General features: G+C 72.9%; 17 protein-coding genes. 11 read left to right on the forward strand and 6 right to left on the reverse strand.

From position 1 onward, the window contains the following. Position 1: 1 nt before the first annotated feature. Positions 2-760, reverse strand: coding sequence for a SpoIIAA family protein (locus ZF1_RS10110; RefSeq protein ID WP_482637104.1), 759 nt, complete (start codon positions 758-760; stop codon positions 2-4). A gap of 189 nt (positions 761-949) precedes the next feature. On the opposite strand from ZF1_RS10110, the gene ZF1_RS10115 reads away from it, so the two are divergent. The 5 genes from ZF1_RS10115 to ZF1_RS10135 all read left to right on the forward strand — a co-directional run bounded on the left by ZF1_RS10115 (position 950) and on the right by ZF1_RS10135 (position 3,564). Continuing rightward, a complete protein-coding gene (locus ZF1_RS10115) occupies positions 950-1,522 on the forward strand; it encodes an Rv1733c family protein (RefSeq protein ID WP_482637105.1) in 573 nt (190 codons plus the stop codon). 72 nt (positions 1,523-1,594) lie between these two features. Then, complete coding sequence (locus tag ZF1_RS10120) at positions 1,595-2,431, forward strand: universal stress protein (protein WP_482637106.1); 837 nt, start codon at positions 1,595-1,597, stop codon at positions 2,429-2,431. After that, positions 2,428-2,892, forward strand: a complete 465-nt coding sequence (locus tag ZF1_RS10125; RefSeq protein WP_482637107.1) for a CBS domain-containing protein — start codon at positions 2,428-2,430, stop codon at positions 2,890-2,892. Before ZF1_RS10120 ends, ZF1_RS10125 begins: the two co-directional genes overlap by 4 nt. 118 nt (positions 2,893-3,010) lie before the next feature. Next, positions 3,011-3,205, forward strand: coding sequence for a hypothetical protein (locus ZF1_RS10130; protein WP_251784538.1), 195 nt, complete (start codon positions 3,011-3,013; stop codon positions 3,203-3,205). A 104-nt stretch (positions 3,206-3,309) separates the two neighbouring features. Beyond that, positions 3,310-3,564: a DUF2795 domain-containing protein gene (locus ZF1_RS10135; RefSeq protein WP_482637108.1), complete on the forward strand. Its 255-nt coding sequence runs from the start codon at positions 3,310-3,312 to the stop codon at positions 3,562-3,564. 41 nt (positions 3,565-3,605) lie between these two features. Here ZF1_RS10135 and ZF1_RS10140 read toward each other — a convergent pair whose 3' ends face one another. Next, the gene (locus tag ZF1_RS10140) at positions 3,606-4,466 is read right to left on the reverse strand and encodes a MarR family winged helix-turn-helix transcriptional regulator (protein ID WP_482637109.1); all 861 of its coding nucleotides are present in this window, start codon (positions 4,464-4,466) and stop codon (positions 3,606-3,608) included. Further along, positions 4,463-4,876, reverse strand: a complete 414-nt coding sequence (locus ZF1_RS10145; protein ID WP_482637110.1) for a hypothetical protein — start codon at positions 4,874-4,876, stop codon at positions 4,463-4,465. Before ZF1_RS10145 ends, ZF1_RS10140 begins: the two co-directional genes overlap by 4 nt. Before the next feature lie 307 nt (positions 4,877-5,183). Between ZF1_RS10145 and ZF1_RS10150 the strand changes: the two genes are divergently transcribed. Further along, the gene (locus ZF1_RS10150; RefSeq protein ID WP_482637111.1) at positions 5,184-5,435 is read left to right on the forward strand and encodes a hypothetical protein; all 252 of its coding nucleotides are present in this window, start codon (positions 5,184-5,186) and stop codon (positions 5,433-5,435) included. A 14-nt stretch (positions 5,436-5,449) separates the two neighbouring features. Here ZF1_RS10150 and ZF1_RS10155 read toward each other — a convergent pair whose 3' ends face one another. The 3 genes from ZF1_RS10155 to ZF1_RS10165 all read right to left on the reverse strand — a co-directional run bounded on the left by ZF1_RS10155 (position 5,450) and on the right by ZF1_RS10165 (position 6,923). After that, complete coding sequence (locus tag ZF1_RS10155; RefSeq protein WP_482637112.1) at positions 5,450-5,791, reverse strand: MarR family winged helix-turn-helix transcriptional regulator; 342 nt, start codon at positions 5,789-5,791, stop codon at positions 5,450-5,452. An 11-nt stretch (positions 5,792-5,802) separates the two neighbouring features. Next, on the reverse strand, positions 5,803-5,949 hold the full coding sequence (locus tag ZF1_RS10160; RefSeq protein WP_482637113.1) for a hypothetical protein: 147 nt from the start codon (positions 5,947-5,949) through the stop codon (positions 5,803-5,805). Positions 5,950-6,170: 221 nt separating this feature from the next. Further along, positions 6,171-6,923, reverse strand: coding sequence for an IclR family transcriptional regulator (locus ZF1_RS10165; protein ID WP_482637114.1), 753 nt, complete (start codon positions 6,921-6,923; stop codon positions 6,171-6,173). A 94-nt stretch (positions 6,924-7,017) separates the two neighbouring features. On the opposite strand from ZF1_RS10165, the gene ZF1_RS10170 reads away from it, so the two are divergent. From ZF1_RS10170 to ZF1_RS10190, 5 genes are all read left to right on the forward strand, one after another. Next, positions 7,018-8,130 (forward strand): alcohol dehydrogenase catalytic domain-containing protein, encoded by a 1,113-nt coding sequence (locus ZF1_RS10170; RefSeq protein WP_482637115.1) that lies wholly within the window; start codon positions 7,018-7,020, stop codon positions 8,128-8,130. Between the two features lie 25 nt (positions 8,131-8,155). Then, complete coding sequence (locus ZF1_RS10175; protein ID WP_482637116.1) at positions 8,156-9,445, forward strand: Rieske 2Fe-2S domain-containing protein; 1,290 nt, start codon at positions 8,156-8,158, stop codon at positions 9,443-9,445. Between the two features lie 28 nt (positions 9,446-9,473). Next, complete coding sequence (locus ZF1_RS10180) at positions 9,474-9,971, forward strand: hypothetical protein (protein WP_482637117.1); 498 nt, start codon at positions 9,474-9,476, stop codon at positions 9,969-9,971. Then, positions 9,968-10,942, forward strand: coding sequence for a PDR/VanB family oxidoreductase (locus ZF1_RS10185; protein WP_337826336.1), 975 nt, complete (start codon positions 9,968-9,970; stop codon positions 10,940-10,942). Before ZF1_RS10180 ends, ZF1_RS10185 begins: the two co-directional genes overlap by 4 nt. A 75-nt stretch (positions 10,943-11,017) precedes the next feature. Continuing rightward, positions 11,018-12,298 (forward strand): MFS transporter, encoded by a 1,281-nt coding sequence (locus tag ZF1_RS10190; protein WP_482637118.1) that lies wholly within the window; start codon positions 11,018-11,020, stop codon positions 12,296-12,298. The last annotated feature ends 63 nt before the right edge of the window (positions 12,299-12,361 follow it).

Raw genomic sequence — 12,361 nt, forward strand, 5'->3', positions numbered from 1 at the left:
GTCAGGACTCCACCGCGGCCGGCTGCCCGGCAGCCGCCCAGGCGATCGCGGCCTCGACGTCGCGGTGGGCGAAGTGCTTCACGGCCGGGTGCAGCACCGCTCCGGCCAGGGCCGGGGCCACGGTGGGGAGCAGTCCGTCGACGGCGAGCGCGATCCGGTGCACGCGCCGGTGCTCCCGCAGCAGGAACGTGAGGTGCCGGACCATGCCCTCGATGTTCTCCCAGCCCGGGAACGAGGGCGCCACCAGCACCAGCCCGCCGAGCTCGCCGTGGGCGGCGCTCCAGGACTCGATCTCCCGGGTCAGCCGGTCGAAGTCGGCGGCCCGCAGCGGGCGGTCGACGCGTACGACCGCGATGCCGTCGTCCGGGCGCAGGTCGATCGCGAACCCGGCGGCCGGCAGGCCCACCAGCCAGCTCACGGCGCTGTCCTGCTGCGCCTCGGGGAACACCGCCAGCGAGTACGGCGCCACGACGGCCGCGACGCGGCAGGCGATCCGGACGGACTCCCGGTCGCTGACGACCGCGCACCCGTCGAACAGCGGCAGCGCGCGCATGCCGAGCTCGAGGTCCTCCCACACCGCGTCGGGGGTGATGCCGGTGAAGGAGTCGTCGAGCACCGCGACCACCCGCAGCCGTCGACCGGTGGCCGCCGCCGCCGCGACCAGCGGTGCGACGACGTCGTCGTAGTCGGCACGGGTGACGGTGCCGGACACGCGGACGCCGTCGATGCCCGGCGGGAGCCCGTCGATGGTCGAGATCATGGGGTCCTCCTCGTGGTGCCGCCCCGCGGGGCCGTGCCACCACGGTGTCCGTCGCGCCCGGCCCGGAGCAGTACCGAAGGTCCCGTACCGGCCATGTCCGATGCCCCGCCGGGACGGGCGGCCCGGCCCTGCCCGGTGTGCTCCCGCCGGACCACGCTGTCCGCGGGGACGACACGGGGAGGTGGCCCGATGGCGAAGGGCCTGCGCACGGTGTCCACGGCGGACCGGACCCGCCGGCGGGCCCAGCACCTGGAGGACGCCGGCACCGTGCTGCTGGCGGTCCTGCTCGTGCTGGCGGCGGCCGGGTGCTGGGCGGTCGTCACGAGCGTGCACGGGGCGACGACCGACCGGGCGCGGGCCGAGGCCCGGCAGCGGACGGCGACCGAGGCGGTGCTGGTGGACGACATCGCGGCGAGCGGGAGCCGCGTCTCCGGGCAGCCCTACCCGGCCACCGTCCGGTGGACCGGTCACGACGGCCTCCCGCACACCGGTACCACCCGCACGGAGCTGCCCGGCGACGCGGGCGACCGGGTCCGGGTCTGGACGACGGCCGACGACCGGCTGGTGACGGCGCCGGTCACCACGGCCGACGCGGTCGCCGCGGCGGTCATCGCCGGCGTCCTCGTCGCGATCACGGCCGGGGCGACGGTCCTGGGGCTCGGCGCCGGGCTCTACCGGTGGACCGGCCGGCGTTTCGCGCAGGCGTGGGAGGAGGACTGGGCGCGCGTGGAGCCGGTCTGGACCGGACGCGCGCGGCAGTGAACGCGGGCAGCCGCATCCGGGGCCCACACCACCGGACCACACCGGATCACACCGGACCACACGGAGGAGACCATGAGTGCACCCCGATCCTTCCTCGCCGTCGGCGTCGACGGCTCACCGCGCGACCGCACCGCGGTCACCTGGGCCGCGGTGGCCGCCGGGAGCCGGCACCTCCCGCTGCGCCTGCTGCACGCGCAGGGGCGGCGGTTCGACCGGGCCGGTGCGGACGCCGTGAGCGCGGCGGCCGAGCACGCCCGGATCGTCGCGCCCGCGGTGGAGGTGCAGAGCCGGGCACTGACCGGGGACCCGGTCGCGGTCCTGCGCGACCAGAGCCGCGACGCCGTGATGCTCGTCCTGGCCCCGCACACCGGTGAGCCCCTGGAGGCCTTCGGATGGAGCACGGCCGCGGCCCTGACGGCGTCGGCGCCCTGCCCGGTGGTGGCCGTCCCGCCCCGCCGCGGTCCCACCCGGACCGCCGGTGCGGTCGTGGTCGGGGTGGACGGTTCCGAACTCAGCGAGGCCGCCCTCGCCTTCGCCTTCGACCACGCCGCGGCCACGGGGGCCGCGCTCGTCGCCGTGCACGCCTGGCAGGACGCGGGCGGGGACCGGGTGGACGACCGCGGGGGCGGGTTCGGCCGCGTCGAGGCGGAGCAGGCGCAGGAACGCGTACTGGCCGAGGCCCTCGCCGGCTGGACCGAGAAGTACCCCGACGTCCCCGTCCGCCGGATCGTGGCGCACGGTCCCGCGCGGGCGGCGCTGCTGGCCCGGGCGGGCACCGCACAGCTGCTCGTCGTCGGGTCGTCGGGGCGGGCCGGACTGACCGGGCTGCTGCACGGCTCGACGAGCCAGGCGCTGCTCTACGAGCTGCCGTGCCCGCTGGCCGTCGTACGCGCGGACGGTGCCCGGTGAGCGCCACGACGACGGGGCCGCCCCGTGGCCCGGCGGTCCGCAGTGTCCTGCGGTCCCCGGTGGGCGAGGTCGAGTGGGACCGGAGCCTGCGCGACGCCGCCCGTGACCTGGCCGCCGACGAGATCGGCGTCCTGCTCGCCGTGCGTCGGCGCTCGGCGGTCGGCATCGTCTCCGAACGCGACCTGGTGGCGGCGGTCGCCGAGGGTCTCGACCCCGACGACACGGTCGTCGAGGACGCGATGACGACCGAGATCGTCACGGTGGACGTCTCCGCCGCGGTCACGACGGCGGCCGAGGTGATGCTCGAGGCGGGCATCCGGCACCTGCTGGCCACCAGGGACGGGAGCCCCGCGGGGATCGTGTCGATCCGCGACGTCCTGGCCGCCGTCCTGGAGGAACACGGGGCGGGGAACGACGGGACCGGTGATTCTCCGGTCCCGAGAGGCACCGGAGCCGCGTAGTCCGCGTCGCCGACATCTCCCGCGGAACTGCTCCACCCGGCCCACGAGGGCGGGCCCGTCCGACGGCCACCCTGGGACCGTCCTCCCGACCGGCGGGGGAGCGAGGCCGGAGGTGCCCGTGCGCAAGGAACTCGAGATCCGTCTGTGCGAGCGATGCTGGACCCCGATCCCCCCGGACCGGGCCTGTCTCGTCGCCGCCCACCCGGAGCCGGGGCGGCCGCTGCTGCGCCCCGGCCGCAGCTACCGGCACCTGCGCGACGACCCGACCTGCACCGGTGAGCAGTTCGGACCGGACGGCGGGGCGGCCGCATGACCGCGACCGACCTCCGGCCGGTCGCCCGGGGGACGGGTCATGGGCTGCGCCTCGTCGTGCCCGGAGAGCTCCCGGACGGTGCGCCCGCTGTCCCGTGCCCCCCGGTGGCCCCGGCGCGGCCGTCGGGCCGGCGGGTGCCGCCGCAGCCGCCCGAGGTCCTGCTCCGCTCCGTGGGTCCCGTGCTGGCCGGGCTGGCGTTCCCCGCCCAGCGCTGGCAGGTGCTGGCAGAGGCCGACGCCTGGGGCGCGCCCGGTGTGCTGCGCCGGCTCCTGGCCGAGCTGCCCTCCGGCCGGTACGCCGACCTCGACTCGGTGGTCCGCGCCGTCCGGACCGTCCGCCCGCGCCGTCGGGTCCGGTGACGGCGTCGGCAGCGGCACCGACCCACCCGGGCGGAGGGCCGTCAGCCGTCCGTCGGCCGGACGGGGCGCGGCACCTGTCCGCCGCGCACGGCCGTGCGGCTGCGCAGCGCCGAGGTGACGGCCTCCAGCGTGACCGCCACGTCCTGGGCGTGGGCCGAGGCGCCCTCGGCCACCCGGTCGATGCCGCTGACGAGCAGGTCGAGCACGGGACGGACCCGGTCGGAGGCACCGGGGGCGAGGGTCACCAGCGTGCTGCGGCGGTCCGCCGGGTTGGCGACCCGCTCGACGAGTCCCGCCGACTCGAGCTGGTCGACCACGGCCGTGACGCTGGAGGAGGACAGCCCCACCCGGCGGGAGATCGCGCTCGGTGTGCGCGGGCCGCGCAGGACCAGCTCCTCCAGGACGCCCACTCCGCTGGCCCCGACGCCGAGGACCTCGGCCGCGGCCTCCCGGTAGGCCTCGGTGGCCGCGATGACGTCGCGCAGGCGCGCGGCCAGCTTCAGGGTGCGACGGGCGAGCCGCTGCTCGACCGTGACGTCGGCGGTGACCACCATGACGTGGTCGGCGGCGACGCGGACGAAGCGCAGCTCCACCTGCGAGCCCCCGTCCGGCGGGACAGTCACGACGACGCGGGTCCCGGGGTGCAGCGGCCCGAGCCGGTCGGGCCGGGTGGTCAGCATCGCCGACAGCCCGGGGGCGAGCCGGTCGAGCACGGGATGGAGCCGGTCCAGGTCCTCGCCGGGCCGCAGTACGGGGGCGAGCATCCGGACGGCGGCCGGGTTGACCCGGCGCACCCGCCCGTCGTCGTGGGCGCCGACCAGGCCGACGGGACACTGGTAGAAGAACTGCAGCAGGTCCTCGAGCTCGGTCTCCGCGTCGGGCGCCGGGCCGGCCGCGGTCATCGCGGCCTGATCGCCAGGTAACGGCGGCGCCCACCGGCAGCCGCGAGCAGCCGCAGGCGGACCGGGGTCGGACGCATGCGGAAGGTGAAGACGTAGTCCAGCTCCTCGTCGAGGTCGCCGTCGGTCCGGTACCGCTCGGCGACCATGAAATTGTTCAGGCACGGCGCGACGTCGACGAACAGGTCCCGGCCCAGGACCCGCTCCGCGCGGATACCGGCCCGACCGGACTCGTACCGGTTGTAGCCGATGACGCGGTCGTCGGACCGCATCGTGATCACACCGAAGTCGAGCAGGTCGGTGTCGCGGATCTCGTGACCGTCGAGCCATTGCAGCAATGCCGCATCGGAGAACGTCGGCCACTCGTGCGGATCGTCCGGCCACGCCGTCGATGATTTCTCGTCACCTTTCATGGGGTAACGATAGCGTCGAAGAGGTCGGTCGGAACCCATGTGTGCGACCAATTTTCCCGGAAGCGCGCCGAACGGTGACGAAAGGATCGGCAGGGTCCTTCGCGCCAGAGTATTCCGTTCCTGTCTCGGCAGGCCGAAGGTCCTGTAACGGCCCGACCGGCACAGTTCGGATCCTACGGTCGCAGCGGTCACGTCGTACTTTCCGGTCGCCGTACAAATCGTTCCCGACCGTGCCCGGAATCGCGCCCCGCGCAGTTTACGCTGAGGGTGTCCGCGATACCGGTGGACCACGAGGAGAGGGGTTCCCGTGTCCGAGGGAATGATCTGCAGAAGCTCGGGTGGCGTGCCGCTGCGCGCGATGCTGGATATGGCGGACGTGCTGCTGGCCTCACCCGACCGGCGGCTCATCTGCGACCGTCTGGCGGAGGGGCACCGGGCCGACCCCGCGGGCCGGTGCGAGCATCCCGTGCACGCCGACCGACCCGAGGGACACCCGTGCTCGCTGGTGCGCCTGGTGCGGCTGGTCGTCGGCCTCGGCCGGGCGGTCGAGAGCTGCTGACCGCGGGGTGGGGCTCAGACGGGCTCCGTGCTCGGGGCGCCCGAGCCGGGACCGCCCTCCGCCACCCGTCGGGTCAGGTCCCGGGCGACGGTCGCCGGGTCCGCGACCCGCTGGTGCAGCATCGCGGCGATCCGGGCCAGCACGGCGGTGAACTCGCGGACGTGCTCCGGCTGTGCGGAGTGCACCGCGCGCAGGATGTCCTCGGTGAACATGGCGAACATCGCCGCGGTCGTCTGGCGACCGCGCGGCGTCAGCACGACGAGGACGCTGCGCCGGTTGGTGGGGTGCGGCACGCGCTGCGCCAATCCGGCCGCCGTCAGCCGGTCCAGCAGTGTGGTGACGCTCGCCGACGCCACGCCGAGCCGGGTCACCAGTGCGGAAGCGGCCCGCGGTGGTAGAGCTCGCCGAGCGCCGCGGACTCGGTGAGGCCGACGCCGAGCGCGGCGGCCTCCGCGCGCCGGTACTCGTCGCTGGCGACGATGACGTTCCGCAGCTGCACAGCCATCCGGTCCATTGCCGTCCTTCCGACCGGGGCGACGCTAGGCCACCGCGACGGACGGGGTCAGGATCGGACGGCAGGGAAGATCGGGGACCTTCGGCCCGTGGCGGCCGACGCACTCCGGGGTGCCGGTCCGTGCCCGGCCCGACGCACTGGCAACCGACTCAGGCGTGGGTGGAGCGCCCGATGGTCAGGAGCCCCGCGCGCTGCGGGACGGTCTCGGCGACGGCGGAGACTCAGCGTCCGAGCGCGTCCGATGCCGCTGAGGCGGCGTCACGGACCATCTGGATGATCTCGGTGCGGCGGACCTCGTCGACCCGGAACGCCGGGCACGGCGCAGAGATCGCGGCGACGACGTTCCCGTCCTCGTACACCGCTGCAGCAGGTGCCCAGACCCCCTCGTCGATCTCCTCGTTGCTGACCGACCACCCGCGTGCCACGTCGCGTTCGACGTCGTCGAGGAAGACCTCCGGTCCGTTCACCGGGGGCAGCGCGCCGGACTCCAGCGCCTGGTCCAGATAGCGCCGACGGTCCTCCGGAGCGAGGGATCCGAGGAGCAGGCGGACGCTCGCGCCGCGGAGGGCCGGCAGCAGCTGGCCCGGCTCGAAGGACAGTCTGAACCGGCTCGGCGTCTCGATCCTGTGGATGCAGACCGGGGCGCCCTGGACCAGCCGCATCAACAGCACCGACTCCCCGATCCGCTCGGAGAGCCCTCGCATCAGCGGCTCCACGGTGTCCACGATCGGGGCGGCCCGGCGCGCAGACCGCCCGAGGGCGGCCACCCGCATCGACAGGTGGTAACGCCCCCGCGACGCCTCTTCCAGCAACCCCATGTCCCGCAGCAGTGAGACGTAGCGATGCACGGACGGGACCGGGATCGCCAGGGTCTCGGCGAGTTCGCGCACGGATAGCACCGGTCGTTGCTCGGTGAAGGCGAACAGCACCTCCAGAGCCCTCCGGCCACTGTCTGCGCCTCGTGCCGCAGCCATCGTCGTTCCCTCCGTTGACGCCCGTCGGGTGACGCCCTAGTGTCCGTATCGTCAGATGATAGCAAGATATCACACAGCGATAGTAAGGGCAAACATGGGTCTCAGCGAGGTGACACGGTTCCTGCCCGCCACGGCTCGCGCGAGCGTCGCCGTGCCCGGCGGCGGCTCCGAAGTGCAGGAGCTGTCCGTGCCCACGCCCGGCCCGGACTCCGGCTGGCTGCGGGTCGCCGCGTCGGGGGTCTGCGGCACCGACGTCGCGCTGCAGGCCAGGGGAGTCGCCGAGCCGACGGTTCTCGGTCACCACGTGGTCGGGGCGATCGCCGCGGTCGGGGAGAGGGCCGCCGGGCGCTGGGAGGTCGGGCCGGGGTCCCGTGTGGTGGTCGAGGAGTACCTGCCGTGCGGTGCCTGCCCGACGTGTCGTACCGGGCCGTACCGGCTCTGTCCCGAGACCGACATCTGGGGTGGTGGCCGCCGGATCGGGACCGTGCCGGTCGCCGAGGCCCCTGGTCTGTTCGGCGGCAACGCCGAGTACCTCCACCTCCCCGCCAACGCCGTCCTGCACCACCTGCCGGACGCACTCGGCGACGAGTTGGCGACCTGGGTGCTGCCCTATGCCAACGCCCTCGACTGGACGCTCGGTGCGGGCCGGCTGCGCTCCGGCGAGACCGTGGTCGTCCTCGGCCCCGGATACCACGGTGTGGCGGTCGCGGCGGCCGCGCTGGCCGGGGGAGCGGAGCGCGTGATCGTCACCGGACTGCCCTGTGACGCCGAACGGCTGGGCATCGTCGAGACTCTCGGCGCGGTCCCGGTCGTCACCGACGACCCGGCCCGGCTCGAGAGCGAACGCCCTGATCTGGTGGTGGACACCACCGGGGGCGCTCCCGGTGTCGTCGATCCCGCGATGGGGCTGCTCGGCCACGGCGGCCGTCTCGTCCTGACCTCACCCAAGTCGCCCGTAGCGGTCCCGGTCGACACCGCCCTCATGATCCGTCGCGGCGTCTCGGTGCACGGGGTCCGCGGGCGCTCGCCGGAGGCGGTCGGAGCCGCGATCGCAGCCCTGGCCGGCGGCGACTCCCGGCTGGACCGGGTCCCCGTCGCCACGGTCCCTCTCGACGGTGTCGGGGACATGCTGGCCCGGCTCGCCCTCGGCGACGGGCCGCGATCCCCGCACGTCCTTGTCCGTCCTCACCACCACACGACGTCCTGACACCCGGCTGGAAGGAACCACCACCGTGCTGACGCGCGAGCAGAACGAACGACTTATCCGGACCGACCGGGGCACCGAGATGGGCGACCTGCTACGTCGCTACTGGATCCCGGCGTTGCTGACCGAGGAGCTCCCGGAGCCGGACTGCCCCCCGGTGCGGGTGCAGCTGCTCGGGGAACGCCTGATCGCATTCCGGGACAGCGAGGGCAGGCTCGGCCTGCTCGACGAGTTCTGCAGCCACCGGACGGCATCACTGTTCTTCGGCCGCAACGAGGAATGCGGCCTGCGGTGCGCTTACCACGGCTGGAAGTACGACGTCGACGGAAACTGTGTGGACATGCCTTCGGAGCCGCCCGAGAGCAGGTTCCGGGAGAAGATCAAGCAGAAGGCTTATCCGTGCATCGAGCGCGGCGGGGTCGTGTGGACCTACATGGGCCCGGCCGAGCACCGACCCGACCTCCCCGAACTGGAATGGGCGATGTTGCCCGGCTCCCAGGTGTTCGTGTCCAAGCGCCTGCAGGAGACCAACTACATGCAGGCCATGGAGGGAGGCATCGACTCCAGCCACGTGTCGTTCGCGCACCGCTTCAACATGGACGACGACCCCATGCACGCCGGCACCGAGGGCCTGACCTACCTCAAGGCCGACACCCGACCGAAGTTCGAGGTCATCGAGTCCAAAGGCGGTCTGCTGATCGGAGCCCGCCGTAACGTCGACGACGAGCGCTACTACTGGCGCATCACCCAGTGGATCATGCCGTGGTACACGATCATCCCTCCGTTCGGGACTCACAACCCGCTGGGCGCCCACGCCTGGGTACCGATCGACGACGAGACCTGCTGGGCGTGGAGCATCAACTACCACCCCACCCGCGACCTGCGTGACGACGAGCTGGAGTCGATGCGCCGCGGCGACGGGATCCACTCCCGCAACATCCCGGGTACCTTCCGCACGGTCGCGAACAGGTCCAACGACTACCTCATCGACCGTGACGCCCAGCGCGAGAAGCGCAGCTTCTCCGGCGTCGAGGGCATCGCGGCCCAGGACTTCTCCCTGCAGGAGAGCATGGGCCCGATCGTGGACCGCACTAAGGAGCGTCTGGGCACCAGCGACGCCGCGATCATCCTGGCTCGCCGGCGCCTTCTCGCAGCCGCCGAGGACGCCGCCGGAAACACCGCGGACCTGCCCGGCGACGACGCCGAGCACCACAGGGTCCGGTCCGCCTCGGTGCTGCTGCCCAAGTCGGTCCCCTTCCAGGAAGGTGCGCAGGACGCCCTCGTCGTGAAGCCCGGTCAGGACTTCGTCTCCATCTGACCTGTCCCCGGAAAGGAGGGTCGTGCCGATGGCGCCGATCCCCACCCGACGGTCCTACGAAGCGGCCGTTCTGCTGGTTCCGCTCGATCACACCGCCCGGCTCTGGGTCGACGGTCGCGACGACCTCGAGCTCGCCGGCATCACCGTGGCCGGCTCGCAACCGGCCACGGCGTGCACGGACGGAGCCGGCTCCGACACGGGCGGACCACCGGTGGGCAACCCGCTCGAGCACACCGTGCACGCCACCGACGTGGTCGTGTTCCTCACCCACGACCTCGCCCGGGTCGACCGCGACTCGGTCACCCGGATCGGCGACGCCACCAGGGCGAACGGTGTCCTCCTCGGGGCGGTCATCGTGAGACCCGGTGCCCGATGGGACGAGCCGGAGGCGGAACGGTCGGCGACCACGATCCGCGAGGCCGCCGACAGCGTCGTCGTTCTCGGCGACACCCGGTTCACCGCACCCTTCCTTCAGGTCCTGCGCGGCGGTGCCCGTGACGGCGAACCTGCCGGGACACAGTCGTGAACAGCGACGACACGTTCGACGTCCTCGTGACGCAGGCTCGCCACGAAGCGAACGGTGTGCTGTCGCTGCGACTGCGCGGCGCCATCCCCCTCCCGGCCTGGACGGCGGGTTCCCACGTCGATCTGACGCTGCCGTCGGGGCTGGTCCGCCAGTACTCGCTGTGCGGCGACACCGCCGACCCGGACTACACCGTGGCCGTACTCCACGAGGCGGACGGGCGCGGCGGTTCCGCGGAGATCCACACCACCGGCCTGGTAGGGAGACGTCTGCAGATCCGCGGACCCCGTAACCGGTTCGTTCTCGGGCCGGCCACTTCCTACGTGTTCGTCGCGGGTGGCATCGGGATCACCCCGCTGCTCGCGATGATTCGCACCGCCGTCGACGACGGAACGCCCTGGACGCTGCACTACGGCGGCCGGCGGGCGGACACGCTCGCGTTCACCGAGGAGGTGCAGCGGCTCGCGGGCGTGTCGGCAGGAGCAGTCTCCCTGCACAGTGACGACGTCGACGGTCCGCTACCACTTGCGGAGATCCTCGCCGCCGCTCCCGCCGGCGCTGCCGTCTACAGCTGCGGGCCACCCGGCATGCTGCGAGCTCTCGCCGACGTCGCGGAAGCCTCCCGTCCCGAGCTGCCGGTCCGCATCGAACGCTTCGTCGCCGACCCGGGCCCCGACCGTGCGACGGACCCGGTCGCAGACCCGGCCGGTGCCTTCGAGGTCGTGCTGGCCTCCACCGGCGAGACCGTCCCGGTTGCAGCGGGCCGATCGATCCTCGATGCCGTGCGCACGGTCCGCCCCGACGTCATGGCCTCCTGCGAGGAGGGATTCTGTGGGACCTGCGAGACACAGGTCCTCGACGGGACCCCAGTCCACCGGGACACGATCCTGTCCCCACGGGAACGCGCCCGCGGCACCTCGATGATGATCTGTGTCGGCAGCTGCTCGTCGCCACGACTCGTGCTCGACCTCTGACCACGGCCGCACCGTGACCGCATACCTGAACGCGGCGCCGTGTTCCGCCCCCACTCCCACCACGGAGGCTCAACGATGAGCACTGTCCCTGTCAGCCCGGCGGGCACGGCGGCACTGTCGCCCTACCGCTGGGTGGTGCTGTTCGCCTGCTGGCTCTCGTTCACCCTGACGTCGGTCGATCGCTCGACCTGGGGGCCGGCGTCGGTATTCGTCGGTGAGGATCTGGCCGTTCCGCTTGCCAGCCTCGGTGTCTTCGCCACCGCCTACTACGTCGGCTACGTCATCTCGAACGCGCTCGGCGGGGTCGGGACCGACCGACTCGGCGGGCGCTGGATGCTGTCCATCTCGCTGTTCGGCGCCGGCGCGTTCATGACGCTGTTCGGCTCCACCACCTCGGCCACGGTCGGTATCGCGGTCCAGGCCCTGGTCGGTCTCTTCGCCGGGGCCGACTACTCGGCCGGAATTCGGCTTGTGGCCAGTTGGTTCCCCTCGACCCAGCTCGGGCTGCCGATGGGCATCTTCGTCACCGCCACATCACTGGGCACCGCGATCGCCAATTCCGTCGTCCCGGCGATGATCGCCTGGCACGGCTGGGGCACCTCGTACCACTTCTTCGGCGTCGTCTCGATGGTGCTCGCCGTACTGCTCTTCTTCATCCTGCGACCGGGCCCGATGCTCGACCCGGCCGCGGCGGAGGTGCCCCCCGCGAAGGGGCAGCGGTCGGACTCGAGCTGGATCGCGATGCTTGCCAACCGCAACCTGGTACTGACCGCGATCGCAGGCTTCGGCGGGTTCTGGGGGCTCTACGGGTTCATCACCTGGGCCAATGCACTCATGATCAAGGGGCACGGCATCACGCCCGGCACCGCCGGAGCAGTCGTGGCGATCTTCGCGATCACCGCGGTCGTCGTGAAGCCGATCGTCGGCTTCGTCAGCGACCGGTTCTACGGTGGCGCCCGCCGCATGCCCGCCGTCCTCATCCTGGTCCTGTTCGTCGTCACGCTGCTCGTCTTCGGCAACCTCACCTCCGCGACGGCCTTCCTCTGGCTCGCACCGCTGCTGGGCGCCGCCGCCTACGGCTGGACGACGCTGCTCGTGGCGCTGGTGCCGCGGCTGGTGCCCAGTGCCGTCACCGGTACCGCGTCCGGGTTCGCCAACGCGTTCTGGCAGCTCGGCAGCGTCATCGTCCCGCTGGCGGTCGGCGGAGCCTTCGCCGCCACCGGCTCTTTCACCGTCGCGTTCCTGACCCTCGCCGCCGGGCCGGCACTGGGTGCGCTGGTCATGCTCGCGGTCCGTGAGCAACGCCCTGATCCTGCCGGTGTCACCACCGTGGCGCGGCGGGAACGCCTGAACTGACGGAGGGCCACGTCGTGCCGGACCTGAGCAGGCAATGCCGGTCGTAGCGAGACCGGGCGAGCC

The sequence above is a fragment of the Pseudonocardia sp. ZF1 genome, from assembly GCF_056835605.1.

Coding starts and splice junctions, on each gene's coding strand:
- ZF1_RS10110 (WP_482637104.1), bottom strand. CDS start 760: ATGATCTCGACCATCGACGGGCTCCCGCCGGGCATCGACGGCGTCCGC.
- ZF1_RS10115 (WP_482637105.1), top strand. CDS start 950: ATGGCGAAGGGCCTGCGCACGGTGTCCACGGCGGACCGGACCCGCCGG.
- ZF1_RS10120 (WP_482637106.1), top strand. CDS start 1,595: ATGAGTGCACCCCGATCCTTCCTCGCCGTCGGCGTCGACGGCTCACCG.
- ZF1_RS10140 (WP_482637109.1), bottom strand. CDS start 4,466: ATGACCGCGGCCGGCCCGGCGCCCGACGCGGAGACCGAGCTCGAGGAC.
- ZF1_RS10145 (WP_482637110.1), bottom strand. CDS start 4,876: ATGAAAGGTGACGAGAAATCATCGACGGCGTGGCCGGACGATCCGCAC.
- ZF1_RS10160 (WP_482637113.1), bottom strand. CDS start 5,949: ATGGACCGGATGGCTGTGCAGCTGCGGAACGTCATCGTCGCCAGCGAC.
- ZF1_RS10165 (WP_482637114.1), bottom strand. CDS start 6,923: ATGGCTGCGGCACGAGGCGCAGACAGTGGCCGGAGGGCTCTGGAGGTG.
- ZF1_RS10170 (WP_482637115.1), top strand. CDS start 7,018: ATGGGTCTCAGCGAGGTGACACGGTTCCTGCCCGCCACGGCTCGCGCG.
- ZF1_RS10180 (WP_482637117.1), top strand. CDS start 9,474: ATGGCGCCGATCCCCACCCGACGGTCCTACGAAGCGGCCGTTCTGCTG.
- ZF1_RS10190 (WP_482637118.1), top strand. CDS start 11,018: ATGAGCACTGTCCCTGTCAGCCCGGCGGGCACGGCGGCACTGTCGCCC.